16 protein-coding genes are annotated in these 18,872 nt (G+C 75.2%); 5 read left to right on the top strand and 11 right to left on the bottom strand.

Annotated elements, in window-relative coordinates; genetic code table 11:
* The 4 genes from ACFW1I_RS33645 to ACFW1I_RS33630 form a co-directional block, all read right to left on the bottom strand.
* On the bottom strand, positions 1-776 hold a 776-nt coding region (locus ACFW1I_RS33645; protein ID WP_384677111.1), incomplete at its 3' end, for a chemotaxis protein.
* Between the two features lie 69 nt (positions 777-845).
* Complete coding sequence (locus ACFW1I_RS33640; RefSeq protein ID WP_384677109.1) at positions 846-1,334, bottom strand: DUF1269 domain-containing protein; 489 nt, start codon at positions 1,332-1,334, stop codon at positions 846-848.
* Positions 1,335-1,470: 136 nt separating this feature from the next.
* Positions 1,471-2,130, bottom strand: coding sequence for an alpha/beta fold hydrolase (locus ACFW1I_RS33635; protein WP_384677107.1), 660 nt, complete (start codon positions 2,128-2,130; stop codon positions 1,471-1,473).
* Between the two features lie 81 nt (positions 2,131-2,211).
* Positions 2,212-3,819 carry a CAP domain-containing protein gene (locus ACFW1I_RS33630; RefSeq protein WP_384677104.1) on the bottom strand — a complete coding sequence of 536 codons (1,608 nt, stop codon included), beginning with the start codon at positions 3,817-3,819 and terminating at the stop codon, positions 2,212-2,214.
* Positions 3,820-3,961: 142 nt separating this feature from the next.
* Between ACFW1I_RS33630 and ACFW1I_RS33625 the strand changes: the two genes are divergently transcribed.
* Positions 3,962-4,939 carry a serine hydrolase domain-containing protein gene (locus ACFW1I_RS33625; RefSeq protein WP_384677102.1) on the top strand — a complete coding sequence of 326 codons (978 nt, stop codon included), beginning with the start codon at positions 3,962-3,964 and terminating at the stop codon, positions 4,937-4,939.
* Between the two features lie 16 nt (positions 4,940-4,955).
* On the opposite strand, the gene ACFW1I_RS33620 is transcribed toward ACFW1I_RS33625, so the two are convergent.
* From ACFW1I_RS33620 to ACFW1I_RS33605, 4 genes are all read right to left on the bottom strand, one after another.
* Positions 4,956-6,008: an MFS transporter gene (locus ACFW1I_RS33620; protein ID WP_384677100.1), complete on the bottom strand. Its 1,053-nt coding sequence runs from the start codon at positions 6,006-6,008 to the stop codon at positions 4,956-4,958.
* A 3-nt stretch (positions 6,009-6,011) separates the two neighbouring features.
* Positions 6,012-6,221 carry a hypothetical protein gene (locus ACFW1I_RS33615; RefSeq protein WP_384677098.1) on the bottom strand — a complete coding sequence of 70 codons (210 nt, stop codon included), beginning with the start codon at positions 6,219-6,221 and terminating at the stop codon, positions 6,012-6,014.
* 79 nt (positions 6,222-6,300) lie between these two features.
* Positions 6,301-6,909, bottom strand: a complete 609-nt coding sequence (locus ACFW1I_RS33610; RefSeq protein WP_384677096.1) for a hypothetical protein — start codon at positions 6,907-6,909, stop codon at positions 6,301-6,303.
* A gap of 95 nt (positions 6,910-7,004) precedes the next feature.
* Positions 7,005-7,574, bottom strand: coding sequence for a TetR family transcriptional regulator C-terminal domain-containing protein (locus ACFW1I_RS33605; protein ID WP_384677094.1), 570 nt, complete (start codon positions 7,572-7,574; stop codon positions 7,005-7,007).
* Positions 7,575-7,699: 125 nt separating this feature from the next.
* Between ACFW1I_RS33605 and ACFW1I_RS33600 the strand changes: the two genes are divergently transcribed.
* A complete protein-coding gene (locus ACFW1I_RS33600) occupies positions 7,700-8,716 on the top strand; it encodes an alcohol dehydrogenase catalytic domain-containing protein (RefSeq protein ID WP_384677092.1) in 1,017 nt (338 codons plus the stop codon).
* Between the two features lie 54 nt (positions 8,717-8,770).
* Here ACFW1I_RS33600 and ACFW1I_RS33595 read toward each other — a convergent pair whose 3' ends face one another.
* Together ACFW1I_RS33595 and ACFW1I_RS33590 are read right to left on the bottom strand one after the other, a co-directional pair.
* Positions 8,771-9,886, bottom strand: a complete 1,116-nt coding sequence (locus ACFW1I_RS33595; RefSeq protein ID WP_384677090.1) for a glycoside hydrolase family 19 protein — start codon at positions 9,884-9,886, stop codon at positions 8,771-8,773.
* Between the two features lie 185 nt (positions 9,887-10,071).
* A complete protein-coding gene (locus tag ACFW1I_RS33590; RefSeq protein ID WP_384677088.1) occupies positions 10,072-10,941 on the bottom strand; it encodes a DUF6585 family protein in 870 nt (289 codons plus the stop codon).
* A 47-nt stretch (positions 10,942-10,988) separates the two neighbouring features.
* On the opposite strand from ACFW1I_RS33590, the gene ACFW1I_RS33585 reads away from it, so the two are divergent.
* Both ACFW1I_RS33585 and ACFW1I_RS33580 read left to right on the top strand, forming a co-directional pair.
* Positions 10,989-12,506 (top strand): PQQ-binding-like beta-propeller repeat protein, encoded by a 1,518-nt coding sequence (locus ACFW1I_RS33585; protein ID WP_384677086.1) that lies wholly within the window; start codon positions 10,989-10,991, stop codon positions 12,504-12,506.
* 125 nt (positions 12,507-12,631) lie between these two features.
* Complete coding sequence (locus tag ACFW1I_RS33580) at positions 12,632-13,663, top strand: LacI family DNA-binding transcriptional regulator (protein WP_384677084.1); 1,032 nt, start codon at positions 12,632-12,634, stop codon at positions 13,661-13,663.
* Positions 13,664-13,670: 7 nt separating this feature from the next.
* Here ACFW1I_RS33580 and ACFW1I_RS33575 read toward each other — a convergent pair whose 3' ends face one another.
* The gene (locus tag ACFW1I_RS33575) at positions 13,671-16,469 is read right to left on the bottom strand and encodes a glycosyl hydrolase (protein WP_384677082.1); all 2,799 of its coding nucleotides are present in this window, start codon (positions 16,467-16,469) and stop codon (positions 13,671-13,673) included.
* Positions 16,470-16,809: 340 nt separating this feature from the next.
* On the opposite strand from ACFW1I_RS33575, the gene ACFW1I_RS33570 reads away from it, so the two are divergent.
* On the top strand, positions 16,810-18,114 hold the full coding sequence (locus ACFW1I_RS33570; protein ID WP_384677080.1) for an extracellular solute-binding protein: 1,305 nt from the start codon (positions 16,810-16,812) through the stop codon (positions 18,112-18,114).
* Positions 18,115-18,872 lie beyond the last annotated feature (758 nt).

Below are 18,872 nucleotides of genomic sequence, written 5' to 3'. Positions count from 1 at the left end.
GGGGGGGGGCGGGGGTGGGCGGGGGGGGGGGGGGGGGGGGCGGGGGGGGGGGGGGGGGCCCCGCCGCCGTGCTCGACGGTCACCGTGTCGGGGGCGAGCGGGCCCAGCTCCTCGACCGCCGCGAGGGCCGCGGACGAGCCGAGCACGTACAGCGGGCGGGGCTCGGCGGCGAGCAGGACGCGCAGCTTCTCGTGCGCGTCGCGCAGGAACTGCCGGGTGTCCTCGTCCCGGAAGAGGCTGGGGACGTCACCGACGCGTTCCTCGCGCTCGACGTCCTGCTGCTCCAGGCTGCGGGTCAGCGGGAAGCCGTCCCGGGCGGCCGGGGCGGCCCGCTCGGGGTCGCCGCTCCACAGGGAGACCCGGTCGGCGGCGACGGCCACGGCCCAGTAGGGCTGTTCGGCGGCGCGGGCGGCGACCAGGTTCCGGGTGAGGAAGGTGTCCGAGAGGACCACCCGCTCGGGCACCGTCCGGGGCAGCGACCACACCTGGTGCTCGCCCTGCGCGGCGTAGATGACGAGGCCGTCCTCGGCGTGCGCGAGGTCCACCTCGGCGGCGGCGCGGCTCAGCTGGTCGAGGATGTCGAGCCGTCGCTCGCGCGGCACGTCGGGGTCGCCGCCGAGCTGCTTCTCGGCCTCGGAGAGCAGATTGCGCAGGCGCACCGGGTCCTGGGCGTTGTCCGGTTCGCGGCGGTGCGTCGGCATCACCAGCGAGACGGCCGGGTACGGCCGGGGCTGACGCAGCTTCGCGAGCACCTCACTGCTGAGCACGGGGTCCATGGAGGGGCCTTCCTGTGGGGTCGGTCGGGCACCGGGAAAGAAGAGTCGGTGGGGGTGGGTGCGGAGGGGTCACTCGGGGCCGGCGAGCTGCTCCGCCAGCTCCTTCTCGTCCGCGTCGCTGAGGGACGTCTTCAGGACGGTGCCGCCGTGGCGCTGCATCGCCGCGGTGAACTTGTCCTCGGTGAGCTTCGCGGCCATGATCACGACGGCGGCGGTGCCCGGCCGCAGCAGGTCGCCGACCTGCTGCCGGAACCGCTCGTCGACGCCGGACTTGCTGAGCCGGCCGACGAGTCCGCCGAGCGCGGCGCCGGTGAGGGCACCGACCGCGGGGGCCAGGAAGAGGATGCCGAAGATGGTGCCCCAGAGGGCGCCCGTCGCGGCGGTGACGCCCACGACGCGGCTCGACGTGTCGACGTGGGTGGCGCCCTCCGCGTCCACGGAGACGACCGCCAGGCCGTTGAGGCCCACCACCTGGTCGCGCTGCAGGTCCTGCACCGTGCCGAGGGCTTCCTCGGCGGCGGCGCGGTCCTCGTAGCCGATCACGATGAGTTCCGACACGGACGCCTCCTCGGGCTCGCGCGGGCGGCGGGACCGGGCCGCGCGACCGCGTGGGGGCGGCGTCGTACGCCCCCTCTCCGCCCGATCCTGTCCCGATATGTCCCGTGCCGCGAATCGAGGGTGCCCTGCGGGGGCGTCAGGAGGGCGCGGCCGCCAGGGTCTCCAGGGCCAGTGCGGTGGCGCGCCGGTGCCACAGGCGGGCGCCGCGCAGCATGGTGTGGCCGCCGAGCGGCATCGGGACGCCGGTCGCGTCCGCGCCGGCCTCCCGGGCCCGGCGGACGAACGCCCACGAGTCGCGGGCGGCCGTCACCCGGTCCGTCTCGTCGTGGAGGAGGTGCAGCCGGCGGCCCGCGAGGTGGGCGACCGGCTCGTCCGGCGGGCACCAGGGCGCGAGGGCGACGACGCCCCGGACGGCCGGGTCCCCGGCGACGGCGAGGGCGGCCCGGCCGCCCATGGAGTGGCCGACGAGGACGACCGGGATCTCCCCGAAGCGGGCCCGCAGCCCGGCGAGCGCGGCCTCGGCGTCCCGGGCGGCGTCGGCGCGCTCGCCGTTCCAGCCCCGGTGCCGGTAGCGGCCCTCGGCGACCAGCACCGCACGGCCGCGCGCCGCCCGCCGCAGCGCCTCGGCGAAGGGCCGCATGCGCAGGGCGGGCAGGTTGAGGAACGGCGGGGCCTCCAGCCCGTCGGCCCGCCCGCCGTGCAGCAGCAGCACCGCGCCGGCCGGCGCCTCGGCCCCGTACCGGACGAGCAGCGCGGGCGACGCGGCGGCAGCGGCGGACCGGGGATGTACGGTCATCGGTCCTCCTGTCGGCCGTCCGGGTGGTCACGGTGTGGGCCGCAGTCTGCCACGCGCCCCCGCGCCGCGCCGCTCGCGGGGTCAGCGGGCGCCGAAGACCTGCGTCCAGTAGGGGCCGCCGTCGGTGTGGATGCCGACGCCGATCTCCTTGAAGTCGCAGTTGAGGATGTTCGCCCGGTGGCCGGGGCTGTTCATCCAGGCGTCCATGACCTGCTCGGGCGTGGTCTGGCCCTTGGCGATGTTCTCGCCGTAGGTGGTCCACGGGTAGCCGGCGGCCGTGACCCGCTCCCCGGGGCCGTCGCCGTCGGGGTTGGTGTGGTCGAAGAAGTCCCGGGCGGCCATGTCGTCGGAGTGGCCCTGCGCGGCGCTCGTGAGGGTGGCGTTCGCGGTCAGCGGCCCGCAGCCCGCCTTGGCGCGCTCGGCGTTGACCAGGGAGATCACCTGTTCCGCGGCCGTTCCCTGGCCGGAGTCGCCCTGCTTGCCGCCGCCGGGGTCCGGGTCGGCGGTCGGCGACGCGGTCGTCCGCGTGGGCTCCGGGGCCGTCGTCGGGGCGGCGGTCGGCTTCCGCGGGGTGGCGACGGGACGCGCGGTGGTGCGGCTCGGGGTCGGGGTGGCCGTGGTGGGGCGCGCGGTGGCGGTCTTCTCGGCGGTGGGGGTGGCGGAGGCGGTCGCCCGGGCGGACGGCGGGGTGGAGGCGGAGGGCGTCGCGGTGACGTCGGCGGGCGAGGTCGACAGCGAGTCCGGGTCGTGGGTGAGGGGGACGTCGGGTCCGGGGACGGCGGCGCGATTGGCCTCCAGGAGTTCCTCCTGCCCGTCCCGCCCGCCGTAGAGCGAGAACGCGCCGCCGGTGACGGCGACGACCGCGATGCCGGCCGCGACGGCGGCCCGCCGCCGGGTCCGCTCCTGGACCTGGCGCCGCCGCCGGCGGTCCGCCCGCGTCCCGCGCGGCCCGACGGGGCCCGAGGCGAGGCCGCCGAGGTCGTACGCCTGCGTCGGGGCCTCGGCGACGGCCTCCACCTCTACCTCTACCTCTACCTCAGGCTGAGGGTGGGGCGCGGGCACCGGAGGGGCGACCGGTACGGCGGACACCAGCCCGCTGCACGCCCCGCACGTGGTCGTGTGCGCGGCCAGGTGGTCGCGCCACCCGGCGCCGGGCCGGCCGTCCCAGCCGGCGGTCAGTTCCTGGAGCCGGGGGCAGCGCGGCCGGCGGGCCAGCGCGGCGCCGACGGACCGGGCCGCGTCGACGCGGGTCCGCACGGTCTCCATGCGAAGGGCGGTGTCCTCCGGAGTCCACTGGAGCGCGGCGACCGTCTCGTACCGCAGGAACAGCCCCTGTTCCTCCAGCGAGCCGAGTGCGGCGAGCACCCCGTCCTGCACGTCCAGCCAGCCTCCGGCCTCGTCGAGCCCGGCGGCCGCGTGCCCGAGGGTGGTGTCCACGGCCAGGGCGACGAGCCAGGGCCGGAACGCCTCCGGGTGCGGCAGGGTGTGCAGGGTGGCGTGGGCCCGGCGCAGGGTGTCCTGGACGACGGCCCCGGCGGCGACGGAGGGGCGGGCGACGAGGGCGCGGGACACCAGGGCGTGGACGAGCGGCCGATGGGCGCCGAGGACCTGGTCGCACGCCCAGGGGTCCCCGTACTGCGCCGCCCGTATCCGTTCCGTCATCTCGTCCGCGCCTGTGGTCTGGTGCACGCCGTCCGTCCTTCTCTCGCCCGTCCTGGAGTTTCCTGCGCCTGGGAGAGCCTCGGCCGCGGACGGGGATAACGGAAAGAGGGAAAGCGGAATCCGTGACATGGGTCACAGCGCGCCGCCGAGCAGGACCTAGGCTGGCTCCATGGGCGGGGATCACGGTGACGAGTGGCTGGCGGGGCGCCTGCGGGCGCTGACGGGCGGGCGGTTTCCGGTGGCGGGGGCCGTGGTCGGACCCGGCGGCGCGGTGACGGCCTCCGTGGGCGCGGGGCTCGGGGCCGACTACGAGATCGGCTCCGTGTCGAAGGGCGTCACGGGGCTGCTGTACGCGGACGCGCTGGAGCGCGGCGAGGTGACGCCGGGGACGGCGCTCGGCGCGCTGCTGCCGCTGGCGGACGTGCCGGCCGGCACGGTCACGCTGGGGGCGCTGGCCACGCACCGGTCGGGGCTGCCGAGGGTGCCGGCCTCCGCGCGGCCGTGGCGGCGGACGGTCGCGCTGTGGCGGCACGGCACCAATCCGTACGGCGAGGACGTCGCCGGGCTGATCGGCCAGGCCCGCTCGGTGCGGCTCGGCCCGCCCCGGCCGCGCTACTCCAACCTCGGCTTCGAACTGCTCGGGCACGCGCTGGCGGCCGCGGCCGGGACGTCGTACGCGGAGCTGATCGCCGACCGGGTCGGCCGACCGCTCGGGCTGGACTGCTTCTACCTGCCCTCGGATCCGTCCGGGCTGCGGCCCGGCGCCCTGGCGGGGACGACCCGGCGGGGCAGGCCGCGCGAGCCCTGGACGGGCGAGGCGCTGGGGCCGGCCGGCGGGATCCGGGCCGACATCGGCAGCATGGCGCGCCTCACCGCCGCGCTCCTCGACGGCACGGCACCGGGGACGGCCGCGCTCGATCCGGTCGCGCGGTTCGGCGCGGGGACCCGGATCGGCGCGGCCTGGATCACCCTGCGGGTCCGGGATCTGACGGTGACGATGCACAACGGCGGGACCGGCGGCTTCCGCTCCTGGCTCGGCCTGGACCGCGCCTCCGGCACCGGCGTCGTGGTCCTGGCGGCGGCGGAGGTCTCCGTGGACCGGCCGGGATTCGCGCTGCTCACGCGGGACCGGGGCGGGGTGGGCTGACCGGGCGCGGCCCCGGCTAGGCCCTGTCCCGGGTCCGGGCCGCCCAGCGGGTGACCGGGCCGGTCGCCGTGGCGGCCAGGACGAAGACGCCGCCGAGCAGCAGCCAGCCGACGGGCCCGACGCCGATCAGGAGGGTCGTGACGACGACCGGGCCGAGCGACCGGGCCACGGGGACGCCGGCGCCGTAGAAGCCCTGGTACTGGCCGATCCGGTCGGCGGGCGCAAGCCCGAGGCCCAGCTGCCAGGAGCCGGCCGCGTGCCGCATCTCGCCCACGACGAGGAGGACGGCGCCGAGCACCAGGACCGCGACGGCCGCACCGGTTCCCAGCCCGGGGAGCGCGGTCGTCGCGAAGACGGCGCAGCCGGCGAACAGGACGGCGCCCGCGCCCCGGACGGCCGTCGCGGCGGTGCCGAGGTCGGTGACCGAGCGGGCGGCGCGGACCTGGAAGAGCGTGACGGCCGCGGTGTTGAGGACGAAGAGCGCGGAGACTGTCCAGCCGGGCGCCGCCGTCCGCTGCACGATCCACAGCGGCAGGGCCAGGCTGAGGACCGGCATCCGCAGCAGCAGCAGCGCGTTGAGGAGCGTGAGGACCACGTACGGCCGGTCGCGCAGCACGGCCGTCCCGGAGGCGCCCCGCGCGGCGGTCGCGGGGGCCGGGGGCGCCGCGGGGGCGGGGAGCCGGCCGAGCAGCAGGGCGCAGAGCAGGAAGCCGGCCGCGTCGAGGGCGAAGACGGCGAGGTAGGCGCCGCGCGTGCCGGCGTGCAGGGCGATGCCGCCGAGGGCCGCGCCGACGGCGAGGCCGCCGTTGAGGACGGCCTGGAGCCGGGCGAGGACGGCGGTCCGGTCGGCCGGGGCGACGAGTCCGGCGAGCAGGGCCTGGCGGGCGGCGGCGAGACCGCTCTGGGCGCAGGCGTACAGGGTGGCGGCGGCGAGGAAGGCCGGGAAGGAGGCGATGAGGAGGAAGGAGGCGACAGCCGCCGCCGTCACCAGCGCGAGCAGGACGGAGACGCCGCGCGCGCCGCGCCGGTCGGCGAGCGCCCCGAGCGGCACCCCGGCGGGCGAGCCCACCGCTCAGGCGACGGCGAGACCGGCCCCGACCTGGGCGGCGGAGAGTCCGACGACACCGGTGAAGTAGAGCGCCGAGGTCACGTAGAAGGCGCCGTCGCCGACGGAGTTGCTCAGCTGGGCGAGGAGCAGGGTGAGGGGTGCGGACGGCCGCGCGGGGGCGGAGGTGGGGGCGGGGGTCGCGACCGTGGGATGCGCCGGGGAGATGTTCGCCATGGACACGACGGTACGGTGAAGTGGCCCGCTTTTCTTGGTCCATTGACGGGCCGTGACACTGGGCCACTTCGACGGTCCGTCAGCGGCCGTACATGCTCCGGCACAGGTCCGCCGCGCCCATGGGAGCGTCGATGCGCTGCGCCTCGCGGCAGAGATTCCGCATCTCGGGGACCTGCGCGCCCGCCGGCCGGGGCGCGGGGGCGGGGACGCGGCGAGGGGGCACGGTACGGGTCCGGGGCGGGCGTTGCTTCGTCGCGGCGGGGCGGGGTGGCGTCGTCCGGGGCGCCGGGGCGGGAGCGGCGTCGGATCCGCTGCCGTACCGCGCGGGCGCCCGGCCGCCCGTGTCGCGCGACCGAGGTCGTACGCGCGCGTCCTCGCCGCCCGACCCGGCCCCGGCCCCGGCACCGGCACCGGCCCCGGACCCGCCCCCGGATTCGCGTACCGGAACCGGCCCCCCACCCCGGGGCTCCCCCTCCGCCTCGGCCAGTTCCTCCCGGGGCTCGGGCTCGACCGGCCGCTCGGGGCGGGCCGGGAGCGCCGACGGGGGGCGCTGGGCGGCGGGGGCGAGCGCGGGCGGGCTGGTCGCCGGGGGGCCCGGGGCGGGCGGGGCGGACGGCTTCGGGAGGGCGACGCACCCGCCGAGCAGGAGGGCGGTGAGCAGCGGGAGCGCGGTGCGGCGGACGTTCATGGCGGTCACGCTGCCGTACGGGGGTGGCGGCGGGAGCCGCTACGGGCCGCTACCACCGCCACGGGTGAACGGCCGACCGTCGGGGTGCCGCCGGGTCAGCGGGCGAGCGTGTCGAGGACGGCGAGGAAGCCGTCGAGCGGGGCCCGGCTGCGGGTGATCTTCGCCCGGAGCACCGCGCCCTCCCAGGCCTCGACGAGGAACGGCCCGAGCCGCTCGGGGTCGAGCGGTGTGGTCAGGTCCCCGGCCGCGCGGGCCTCTTCGAGGACCCGGACGACGGCCGCGGTCCAGGTGGCGAGGCCGGTGTCGATGCGGTCGCGGAGCATGTCGCTCTGGTTCGCGAGCTCGGCCCCGAAGTTCCCGAAGAGGCAGCCGCGCTCGAAGGAGAAGCGTGCCAGGTCGGCGGCGAGGTGGTCGAAGTGGGCGCGCAGGCGCGGCAGCGGGGCGAGCGTCGTGTCGTCCAGCATCGCGAGGTCGCGGGAGGCGGCGTAGCGGTCCAGCACCTCGGCGGCGAGGTCCTCCTTGCTCGCGAAGTGGTTGTAGACCGAGCCCTTGGGGACGCCGGCGGTGCGCGCGATGTCCTGGATCCCGGTGCCGTTGAACCCGCGGTGGTGGAAGCACTCCGCGGCGGCTTCCACCAGCTGCTCGCGAACGCCGGGCCTGGCCATGCACCCTCCTCGTGATCTCGTCACTCCAAGAATATGAACGGTCGTCTTGAGCGTCAACCGGCGATTGCCAATTTTAAGATGGTCGGTCATATTGAAATCCGAACCATCGAACCGAGGAGCACCCCATGGACACCTACCGGGCCGTCGAAGTCACCGGGTCCCACGCCTTCCGCCTCGTCGACCGCGCGCTGGTCGACCCCGCGCCGAACCAGGTCAGGGTGCGGGTCGAGTACTGCGGCGTCTGCCACACCGACGTCCTCGCGGCGGAGGGCCTGCGCGCCGACCCGACGCGGCCGGTCGTCCCCGGGCACGAGATCGTCGGCGTGATCGACGCGGTCGGCGCGGGGGTCCGCGCCTGGCGGACCGGCGACCGCGTCGGCGTCGGCTTCCTGGCCGGGCACTGCGGGGAGTGCGACCCGTGCCGGCGCGGCGACTTCGTGAACTGCCGGGACCAGGAGCAGACCGGCACGACGGTCGACGGCGGCTACGCGGAGGTGGCGTACGCCCGGGCCAGCGGCCTCGTCCGGGTCCCCGACACCCTCTCCCCCGCCGAGGCGGCCCCGCTCCTGTGCGCCGGACTGACCACGTTCACCGCCCTCCAGCGGATCGGGGCCCGCCCGGGCTCGCTCGTCGCGGTGCAGGGCATCGGCGGCCTCGGGCACCTCGCCCTCCAGTACGCGCGCAGCCTCGGCCACCGCGTGGTGGCCGTCGCCCGCGGCCGGGAGAAGGAGGCCCTCGCCCGCGAGCTGGGGGCGCACCACTACGTCGACAGCGCCGAGCAGGACGTGGCCGAGGCCCTCCAGGCGCTCGGCGGCGCGGCCGCCGTCCTGGCGACGGCGGCCAGCGGGGCCTCGATGAGCCCGCTGGTGGCGGGGCTCGCGCCGCGCGGCCGACTGATGGTGCTCGGCGCCGCGCCCGACCCGATCGAGGTGAACACCGCGGACCTGATCTTCGGGACCCGCACCGTCCAGGGGCACCTCACCGGCACGCCGGTCGAGAACGAGGACAACCTCGCCTTCAGCGCCACCCAGGGCATCCGCCCGAGCATCGAGGTCTTCCCGCTGTCCGAGGCCCCGAAGGCGTACGCGCACATGCTCTCCGGCCGGGCCCGCTTCCGCGCGGTCCTGGACGCCGCGGCCTGACCGGCGCCCGGCGAGGGGGGGGGCGGACGCCCGGCGCCCGCCCCCTCCGGACGGTCAGCAGTACAGGTTGCCGCCCGGCGCCACCCCGAGGATCGAGGTGAACCGGAGGTAGGCGTCCACCCGGCTCTGGACCTGGGCGGGGTTGCGGCCGTCGCACTCCAGGGAGCCGTTGATGGAGCGGATCGTCTGGCCGAAGCCGGCGCCGTTGACCATGGCGTTGTGCGGGGTCATGGTGCCGGGGCCGTTCTGGGTGTTCCAGTACCAGAGGCCGGTCATCATCGCGACGTCCGGCTCGCGCTCGACCCGCCAGGGGTTGTTCAGGAGGTCGATGCCGAGGGCGTCGCCCGCGGCCTTGTAGTTGAAGTTCCAGGAGAGCTGGATCGGGCCCCGGCCGTAGTACGCGGCCTGCCCCGCCGGGCAGCCGTACGGCTGGTTCCAGTCGCAGTAGTGCGGGTAGTTGGCGGTGTTCTGCTCGACGATGTGGACCAGCCCGCCCGTCTCGTGGGAGACGTTGGCGAGGAAGGCCGCGGCCTCCTGCTTCTTCACCGTGTCGCTGCCGGTGCCGGCGAAGGCCGGGTACTTCTTGGTGGCGGCGACCAGACCGGCGTACGTGTAGAAGGGGTTCCGGTTCGGGAACATCTGGTTGAACTGGGCCTCGCTGACCACGAATCCGGACGGAGCGGGGGTGCCGCCGCTCGCGGGCGCGTTCCACTTCTGGTTCGCCCCGCCCGTACAGCTCCAGATCTGCAGCCGGGTGCCGTCGGCGCTGTTGTTGTCCCGGACGTCCAGGCACTTGTTCGCGGCCGGATTGACGACGTCGCGGGCGGCGGTGACCACCCACTGCTGGTTGGCGCCGCCGCTGCAGTCCCACAGCTGGACGGCGGCGCCGTCGCCGGTGCCGCGGTCGACGACGTCCAGGCACTTGCCGAGGGCGCGCAGGGTGCCGTCGCCCGGGTTGGACCAGCGCTGGGCGTTGGTCCCGTTGCACGAGTACAGCTGGACGGCGGTGCCGTTGGCGCTGCTCGCCGCCGCGACGTCCACACACTTGCCGGCGAGCCCGGTGATGGACCCCTCGGCGGCCTCGGCGGGCGTCACGGTGAAGAGGGCGGACAGGACGGCGGTGAGGGCCGTCAGGGCCAGGGCCCGGCCGGAGAGTCGGCTTCTGCGCATGGGAAGGACACGCTCCTCGGGGTTCGCCGGGCCGGCCGCGGGGCCGGTCCGGGTGGGGGAGAACAGGGCTGCGCGCACCGAGAAGCTAGAGGTCTGGACCTGCTTACGTCAAGGCGTGAAGTAAGCGGTGAAGCAAGGAAGTTCACGCGTCCGGGGCCGCGACCTGAGGGCGCCCTGAAACCCCGTCAGCGCAGCCGGGGCCCCGGGCCCGCGGCGCGGAGGGTCTCCATCAGGGCGAGGAGCAGGGAGACGTTGGGGGTGTAGCGGGTCGGGGCGACGACCAGCGGGCCCCGGCGGCCCTCGGCCCGGACGGTGATCGTGCCGCCCTCCACCTGGACCCCGCTGACCAGGTGCCAGGGGGCGGAGATGCGGCCGGAGCCGAGTTCGGCGGCGTTGAGCCAGATGATGCCGAAGGAGATCCGTTCGCCGGCGTCGAGGCGGGCGAGCGCGCCGGGGAGCTGGGCGCGGGCGGCGTCGTGGCGCAGCAGCGGGCCCCAGACGTCGCCGCCGGTGAAGACGCTGCCGACGACCACGTTGCGGCCTTCGGTGTCGGTGAGGCCGAAGGAGTACGTGACCGAGAGGGGCCGGCCGTACTGGGTGCGGCGGACCGTGTTGTCGAGCACCGTGGTGTCGGCGTAACGGACCACCCGGATCCGGCCCTTGAGGTGGAGGACGAGTCCGCCCTCGTACTGCTCCAGGCGCGCGTCGCCGGTGCGGGCGCCGAAGAACAGGTGGCCGAGGAGCGAGATCACACAGAGGACCAGGGAGAGTCCCGGGACGAGCGCGAGGGCCCGGTAGCCGCCGGCGAGGGACGCGACGACGGCCGCGGCGAGGACGGCCGCGAGGACCGCCACCCCGAGCGCGCCCCGGTTCCGCGCGGGGGCCGAGGACGCGTGGCCGCCGCGATGGGCACCGAGCCCCTCCCGCGCCGCCGCCTCCCTCATCAGCCTTTCGCGGTCGCCCTGTTCGGCGCCTGTCCGCACCATGGTCTCCCCCGGTCCCGCGTCGGTGTCGTCGGTCTGCGTCGCTATGCTACGGGCAAAACAGAACCTCATTCTAGAAATGTGCTCTGCACCACTGGTGACCCACAGGGGGACTCCCGATGCCGTACACGCCGCCGCCCTGGGGTCCGCCGGGGCAGGCACCCGTACCGGGGCCCCGCTCCCGGCGCGACCGGGGGCTGACCGCGCTCGCCGTCTGCCTGGCGCTGCTGGTCGCGGCGGTGACCGGAGCCGGCTGGTACGACCACGTGACCGACCGCGCACGACCGACGGCCGCGCGGGAGACCCCCGCGACACCCCCCGCGACGCCCTCCGGCACCCCCTCCCCGGCGCCCGGCGCGAAGCCCGGCCTCCGCGCCCCCGCGCCGATCACCGTCCCCGGCGCCCGGGAGCTCGCCGCCTCCCGCCGCCCCGGCGAGGCCACCGCGTGGATCGCCTCCGACACCACCGACCTGCCCAGGCGCACCATCCGGGTGGACGGCCCCTGGATCGTCGGCGACACCGTCGTCCAGGCCCTCCACCGCGAGGTCACCGCCTACCGGCTCTCCGACGGCGCCGAGGTCTGGAACCTGACCCTGCCCACCCCGGTCTGCGAGGTGCCGGCCAACCCGACGCCGGACGGCCGGATCGTCGTCGTCCTCGCCAGCAGCGGCGCCCAACGGGGCGCGAGCTGCGACCGGTTCCAGCAGATCGACCTGCGGACCGGGAAGGCCGGCTGGCGCAAGGAGCTGCTGCGGGACCCCGCGCGGGACACGCCCGCCCTCGTCGTCCACACCGCGATCAGCGGGGACACCCTCGCCGTGGCCGAGGGCACGGGGGCCGCCGCGTACCGGGTGAGCGACGGCGCCCGGCTCTTCGGCATCCCGACCGAGAACCCCGGCCGCTGCCACCCCGACCAGGTGGCCGGCGGCACCCGGCTGCTCGTCAGCGCCACGTGCGCGCTCGGCATCGACCGGAGCAAGCGCTACAGCCGGCTCCGCGCGCTCGACCCGCGCACCGGCGCCGTGCTCTGGCGCCACCGCACCCCGGCCGGCCGGAGGGTGGAACGGATGGTCTCCGTCGACCCGGTGGTCTACACGTCGATCGACAACGAGGCCCTCACCGAGGACTGGCGGATCGTCGCCCTCGGACCGCGCGGCGAGCTCCGCCGCACCATCGACCCCCGCCCCAAGGGCTTCGAGCACTGCCCGTACGTCGGGATCGGCGCCGACCTCCAGCCGTGCCGGGGGCTCTTCGTCGCCCACGGGCTCGTCCACGTCGGCGGCACCGACCGGGTCGGCGCCTACAGCCTCGCGTCCGGGAAGCTGGTCTGGGGCATCCAGAGCCACGACGGCAGGATCCTCACGCCGGTCGGCTCGCCGTCCGCGTCGGGCACCCTCGTGTACGAGTCGGCCACCTCCCGGAGGCCCGGCCGGACCTTCCTCCTCGGCCGGGAAGGAGCGGGCAAGGAGAAGGTGCTGATGAGACACCCCGCGGCGGCGGCCGAGGCGGAGTACAGCACCCTCACCGGCCCCGTCCTCCACGTCCGCGGACGGATCCTCGCGATGCCCCCGACCGTCAGCGGCGACGACGCCCGGCGCCAGCCCCGGATGGTCTCCTTCGCCCCGGCGGCGGACTGAACCCGGAAGAGTCCAGAGAGCGCTCTCAAGCCGCTCACCCGTGCGGATATCCTGGCCGTGGAACATCACGCGGTCCGTCCGGGCAGCCGCCCGCTCCCGGACCGAGCAGATGAAGGGGGCCCCACGTGGCCGAGCAGACGACGGGGGCGCGCCCGACCCTGGAGGCCGTCGCGGCCCTCGCGGGCGTGTCGCGGGCGACGGCCTCCCGGGTCGTCAACGGCGGCGCCGGGGTGCGCGCCCCGCTGGTCGAGAAGGTCCGGCAGGCCGTCGACGAGCTCGGGTACGTGCCGAACCTGGCGGCCCGCACCCTGGTCACCCGGCGCAACGGCGCGGTGGCCGTGGTCATCGCCGAACCGGAGTTCCGGATCTTCTCCGACCCCTTCTTCCAGGAGCAGGTGCGCGGCATCAGCCGTGAACTGACCGCCCACGACTCGCAGTTGGTCCTGCTCTGGGTGGAGAGCCCGGGCGACTACGACCGGATCGCCCGCTATCTCGGCGGCGGGCACGTCGACGGCGCCCTCGCCTTCTCCCTCCACGACGAGGACGAGCTGGCGGCGGTGCTGCGCCGGGCGAAGATCCCGACGGTGCTCGGCGGGCGGCCGACCGACGGGATCGGCCCCGACATGCCGTACGTGGACTGCGACAACCGCGGCGGGGCCCGCGAGGCCGTCCGGCTGCTCGTCGACCGGGGCTGCCGCGCGGTGGCGCACCTCGCCGGGCCGCGCGACCAGACCTCGGCGGTGGACCGCGCCGACGGCTGGCGCGACGCGCTCGGGGAGCCGGACCCGGCCCTGCTGTGCCAGGGCGACTTCACGGCGGAGAGCGGCGCCCGGGCGATGGCCGAGCTGCTCGGCCGGCGGCCGGACGTGGACGGGGTGTTCGCCGCCAACGACCTGATGGCCTCGGGCGCCCTGCGGGTGCTGCGGGAGCGGGGGCGGCGGGTGCCGGAGGACGTGGCCGTGGTCGGTTTCGACGACGTGGCGTCGATCGCCGAGCGCACGGAGCCGCCGCTGACGACGGTCCGGCAGGACATCGAGGGCATGGGCCGGCTGATGGTCCGGCTGCTCATGCGGCTGCTGAACGAGCACGGGTCCGGGGCGCCCGCCCCGGACCCGCTGATCACGCCGACGACGCTGGTGCGCCGGGCGTCGGCTTAGCGCCCGCTCAGTCGAAGGGGATGACCACGACGGAGTCCGCCGTCCCCGTCCTGACCGTGGACGGGCCGTTGCCGATGGCGCTCCACAGCTCCACGCGGACGGTGCCGCCGCGCAGGTCGCCGAGGGTGCCGGTGGCGGACTTCAGGCCGCGGGTCTGGTCGTAGCGCTCCCAGCCGGCCACCGGGTCGGTGGCGAAGTAGTGGTAGGTCTCGGTGCGTTCGAAGGTGCCGTCGCCGGTCAGGTCGTAGCTGACCCGGACCTGCTGGCCGAGGCCGACGGTGGTGCCCGCGTCCACCGCGAGGCGGAAGGCGGTGGCGGCGCCGGGGGTGAGGGTGCCGGTGACGTTCCGCGCCTCGTAGACGAGCGGCTGGTACGGGGTGCCGTCGTGGTTGGTGCCGCCGGCGGAGGCGATCGTGTCGGTGCCGGCGGTGGTGTCGGTCGCGGTGGTCAGCTGGCCGCCGCTCTTGAGCCGGAAGGTGTCGCCGGTGCCCGGCTCGGGGCAGGCCGGTCCGCCGGGCTGGCCGCAGGGGATGCTGCCGGTGCCCTTGCCGGAAGCGGTGGAACGGGCCGGTACGGAGAGGGACTTGCCGTCGGAGAAGGTGACGGTGACCGGCGTGGAGCCGTGGTTGTGGGCGGCGTAGGTGCGCTCGGTGCCCTTCAGGAAGACCGCCGAGGTGGGGATCGAGCCGGTGACGGTGGCGTCGGGGGCGCCGAGCGCGTCCAGGGTGGTCAGCCAGTGGTAGGTGTGGGCGCGGGACTCGCCGGCCTCGGGGGTGTAGTTCCCGCCGACGGCGTCGAAGCGGCCCTTGGCGCGGGCGGGTTCGGCGAGCGACTCGAACTCCCAGAGGATGTCGCGCCATTCGACGGCGGGGCCGCCGTTCTCGCGCTCCATCTCGGCCAGGTTGCGCCGGATCGCGCCCGGGTAGCCGCCCATGTGGAGCGCGTTTCCGGAGGTCACCGGGAGGGTGTTGATGCCGTGGATCTCCTCCGGGTTCGCCGTCCACCAGGTGGAGTAGGCGCCGCCGCTGCCCCAGACCATGCCGACGGTGTCGTGGCCGAAGGAGCCGGGGAAGACCTGCTGGTCGGCGTCGAACCAGTACTGGCCGATGGCGTCGGACTCGGTGGCGAGGAGGTAGCCGCCGAGGTCGCGCAGGGCGCTGTCGCCGGTGGCGGAGCCCCACAGGACGAGCGCGGCGCTCAGGTTGGTGGACTCGGAGGAGGACTCCTGGTTGTTGCCGGCGGCGAAGCCGGAGTGGCCGGAGGCCCAGCTGTGGCCGGCGTAGACGTCGAAGCCGCGCAGGAACGGGAAGGCGGTGTCGGTGCGGCTGGGGTTGGCGACGTCTCGGACCAGGGTCTTCACCATGCCGCCCCAGGCGGAGTCGGCGGCCCACGCCTGGTCGTACTGGGCGACGATCGCGGCGGCGTACACGTAGTAGCCGTAGTGGAAGTGGTGGTCGTTGAGCTCGGTGTCGCTGCCGTAGGAGGCCGGGTAGCCGGTCAGGGTCTTCCAGGTGCGGTCGTACGAGAACTCGTTGGCGCCGCCGGCGGTGAACCAGTCCTGGAGCCGGCCCTTGAGCAGGCCGACGAGCCGGTCGCGCAGGGCGGTGTCGCCGAGCTGCTCGGCGAGCGGCACCAGTTGGGCGATTCTGCCGAGCGCCTTGCCGGTCCAGTAGGTGTCGGTGGCGCCGGAGAACGGGTCGGCGGCGTTCACCACCTCGTCGAGGTAGCCGCGCAGCCGGGCCTGGTCGACGGCGCCGGAGGCGGGCAGCCCGGGCAGGACGGCGGCCTGCGCGCGGCTGGTGGTGAAGGTCCTGCTCTCGCGGACCTTCATGGTGCCGCGCGGGGAGACGTAGGTGTACGGGGTGAGGGGGTCGGTGGTGCGGAGCCACTGGTGGCGGTAGAGGGCCTGGAGGGTGCCGGTCTCGGTGCCCTCCTTCGCCTCGGTGGTGAGGGCGTACGTGGCGTTCATCCTGCCGCCCGAGGACGCCCAGGTGACGCGGGAGCCGGTGACGAAGCTGAAGGCGTACCTGCGGAAGGTCGCCAGCGCGTCGGTGGAGGGCAGGACGGCGACGGAGAAGTAGTCCTTGCCGCCGAGGCCGGCGGTCACGGTCGTCCCGGAGACGTTCCAGTCGGTGCCGGTGGGCGAGAAGAGCGCGTAGTGGTGGCCGGCGACGGTGATGCCGAGGACGTTGCCCTGGTCGGCGAAGACGGTGGGGGTGGACGCGGTGGTGATGCGGGCGTCGCCGCCGGTGCCCTTGGCGTACACGAAGGGCATGCCGTGGCCGATGGTGGTGCGCAGGGTGCGGGCGCCGTCGGACCAGAGGGGGGTGACGGTCCAGTCCGACCAGTCGTCGGCCTTGGTGTCGGGCGAGTTGAGGCCGGTGAGGCCGAGGGTGAGGTCGGCCTTGTGGGGGAATTCGTACTGGCGCCCGTCGCCGACGATCGCGGGCGCGGTGGGGTAGCCGATCTGGAGGCCGCCCGCGACGGCCTGGTAGGTGAGCGGGTGCCCGTACATGGGGGTGGAGTACGGGTTGTCGCCGTAGCGCTGGAAGGCGAGCGAGGACCACCAGTCGTTGGTGGGGACGGGCCGGTCCTTGGCGGCGGCGGTCACCTTGGGGGTGACGGGGGTGCCGGTGTTGGTGGTGGGGCCGGAGGTCCCGGCGGGGCGGGTGTCGGAGTACCCGCCCGCGCCCACGGGGACGGTGGCGGCGGAGGCGGGGCCGGCCGTGGCCGGTACGAGACCGGCGGCGGCCAGGGCGGCGGCGAGGACCAGCGACGCGGCCGGTCGGGAGCGGGGAGCTGACACGTACAGCACCTCGTTGGCTCGAAGGGGGGTTCGTGGGGGTTCACGGGTTTCGTCCGTCGGCTCGACGGCTCCTGAGAGCGCTCTCAGCAGTGCGCAACGTAAAACTCCCGAAACCTGAGCGTCAAGAGAAGGGACACGAAGCCGAGTTGAGGCGACGACTCCGTAGGGACCGCTCGATTCGGAGCCGTTACGCCTTCGAGTCTTGACGGGAACGGGAGAGTCGGGGCACGCTCCAGACCGTTCTTGAGAGCGCTCTCAAGCGTCCCTCCGGTCTCCGGGAGGACCCGGAGCCGTCCCTCGCCTCTCCCCCGACCCGTCCCGACGCCAAGGGAGCCCGTCCATGCCCATCACCCGAGCCGCCACCCAGGCCGCCCTCCGCATCGGAGCGGTCGCGCTCGCCGGTTCCCTGCTCGCCGCCTGCGGATCCGGCTCCTCCGGCACCGCCTCCGACAAGCCGGGCGGCGAGGTCACGATCACCGTCGACCTCTTCGGCTCCTTCGGCTACAAGGAGGCCGGGCTCTACGCCGAGTACGAGAAGCTCCACCCCGGCGTCACCATCAAGCAGACCGACACCGAGGACGAGGCCGACTACTGGAAGTCGCTCCAGACCCGGCTCGCCGGCGGCGGCGGCCTCGCCGACGTCCAGGGCATCGAGGTCGGCCGGATCGCCTCCGTCACCCAGCAGCAGGCCGAACGCTTCGAGGACCTGCGGAAGTACGGCGCCGACGGGCTCAAGAGCCAGTTCGCCGACGCCAAGTGGGCCGCCGCCACCGGGAAGGGCGGCGAGGTCCTCGGCCTCGGCACCGACGTCGGCCCCGAGGCGATGTGCTACCGCACCGACCTCTTCAAGCAGGCCGGACTCCCCACCGACCGCGCCGAACTGGCCAAGCGCTGGTCCACCTGGGACGGCTACCTGGAGCTCGGCAAGCAGTACAAGGCCAAGGCTCCCGCCAAGAGCGCCTGGCTCGACAGCGTCGGCAGCCTCTTCTCGATCATGATCGGGCAGGAGAAGGAGCGCTACTACGACGCCTCCGGCGCGCTGATCTGGGAGACCAACCCGGCCCTGAAGACCGCCTGGGAGACCTCCGTCGAGGCGAGCGGCGCCGGCCTCAGCGCCAAGCTGGACCAGTGGTCCCCGCAGTGGAACCAGGCGTTCGCCGCCGGCTCCTTCGCCACCATCCCCTGCCCCGCCTGGATGCTCGGCTACATCAAGGGGCAGGCCGGCGACACCGGCAAGGGCAAGTGGGACATCGCCGCGCTGCCCGGCGGCGCGGGCAACTGGGGCGGCTCGTACCTCGCGGTGCCGCGAGCCGCGCAGCACAAGAAGGAGGCGTACGAGCTGATCAAGTGGCTCACCGCCCCCGAGCAGCAGGCCAAGGTCTTCGCCAAGCAGGGCAACTTCCCCTCCTCGACCGGCGCCATCGCCGAGGTCGCGGACACCACGGACCCGTACTTCTCCGGCGCGCCGATCGGCAAGATCTTCGGTGACGCGGCCAAGGCGGCCCCGGTCCAGGTCCTCGGCATCCACGACCAGAACATCAACCAGCAGATCACCAACGCGCTGAGCGAGGTCGAACGCAAGGGCCTCGCCCCGGAGAAGGCGTGGGAGAACGCGAAGAAGGGCGTCGCGAACACGCTGGGCTGACCCGGGCCCTTGGCGGGACCTGCCGCCGCGGGCCTCCGCGCGCCGACGGGCGTGTCGACCGGCCGCCGCCGGAGCGGCGGGGGTCGTCCGCCGGGCCTCCCGCCGGGGGCCAGGTGAGCCTCGACCGGTGAGACCTCGGCCGACGGGATCCGGTCCCGCGGGACCGGGCCCTGTCGGGCTTGGTCCGGCAGACCCGGTCCGACGGCCTCCGGCCCCGCCGGATCCCCGCTCGGCAGGCCTCTCTCCAGTGGGCTCGGATTCGGCGGGACACCTGGACGGACCGTTCCGGTCGCCCCGGACCGGACGGACGGACCGACACCGATCCGGTGCGTCACCGGCCGGAGCGGAACCGTAGTCCGTACCAGCGGCCCGTCCCGGACCGGTTCGGAACCACGGCCCGTACAGGCAAGGTCCAGTGGGCCCAGCTCGTCCGGGGCAGACCCGACCCGACCGAGTTCCGCCCGACGGAACCGTCCGCGCAACCCCAGGTCCAGGTGGCCCGGTCCTCGCCGAACCGGCTCCGGCTCGGCTCGGACCCGGGCCGCCCGAGCCCGGCAGGCGGCCCGACCGGGCCGGGGCCATGGACCGGTCGGTGCCTGGCGCCGGCCCGGACCAGGCCCCGGCGCCACACCGCCCGTCCCAGATCCCGGCGCCGGGCGCCCGGTCCGTCCCGGCCGGGGGGGCGCACCCCCCCCCCCCCCTCCCGCCCCAGTGACCCCCCCGCCCCGGGAACGGCTCCCCAAGGGCCGCACCCAGCC

Source organism: Streptomyces sp. NPDC058955 (assembly GCF_042741435.1).
Lineage (GTDB): Bacteria > Actinomycetota > Actinomycetes > Streptomycetales > Streptomycetaceae > Streptomyces.
Note: the sequence above shows the minus strand (reverse complement) of the source record. Positions and strands in the feature narration are given on the sequence as shown.

Bases quoted from the DNA above. Each gene is read 5' to 3' on its own strand.
- ACFW1I_RS33635 (WP_384677107.1), bottom strand. From the start codon at position 2,130: ATGACCGTACATCCCCGGTCCGCCGCTGCCGCCGCGTCGCCCGCGCTG.
- ACFW1I_RS33625 (WP_384677102.1), top strand. From the start codon at position 3,962: ATGGGCGGGGATCACGGTGACGAGTGGCTGGCGGGGCGCCTGCGGGCG.
- ACFW1I_RS33615 (WP_384677098.1), bottom strand. From the start codon at position 6,221: ATGGCGAACATCTCCCCGGCGCATCCCACGGTCGCGACCCCCGCCCCC.
- ACFW1I_RS33610 (WP_384677096.1), bottom strand. From the start codon at position 6,909: ATGAACGTCCGCCGCACCGCGCTCCCGCTGCTCACCGCCCTCCTGCTC.
- ACFW1I_RS33605 (WP_384677094.1), bottom strand. From the start codon at position 7,574: ATGGCCAGGCCCGGCGTTCGCGAGCAGCTGGTGGAAGCCGCCGCGGAG.
- ACFW1I_RS33600 (WP_384677092.1), top strand. From the start codon at position 7,700: ATGGACACCTACCGGGCCGTCGAAGTCACCGGGTCCCACGCCTTCCGC.
- ACFW1I_RS33595 (WP_384677090.1), bottom strand. From the start codon at position 9,886: ATGCGCAGAAGCCGACTCTCCGGCCGGGCCCTGGCCCTGACGGCCCTC.
- ACFW1I_RS33590 (WP_384677088.1), bottom strand. From the start codon at position 10,941: ATGAGGTTCTGTTTTGCCCGTAGCATAGCGACGCAGACCGACGACACC.
- ACFW1I_RS33585 (WP_384677086.1), top strand. From the start codon at position 10,989: ATGCCGTACACGCCGCCGCCCTGGGGTCCGCCGGGGCAGGCACCCGTA.
- ACFW1I_RS33570 (WP_384677080.1), top strand. From the start codon at position 16,810: ATGCCCATCACCCGAGCCGCCACCCAGGCCGCCCTCCGCATCGGAGCG.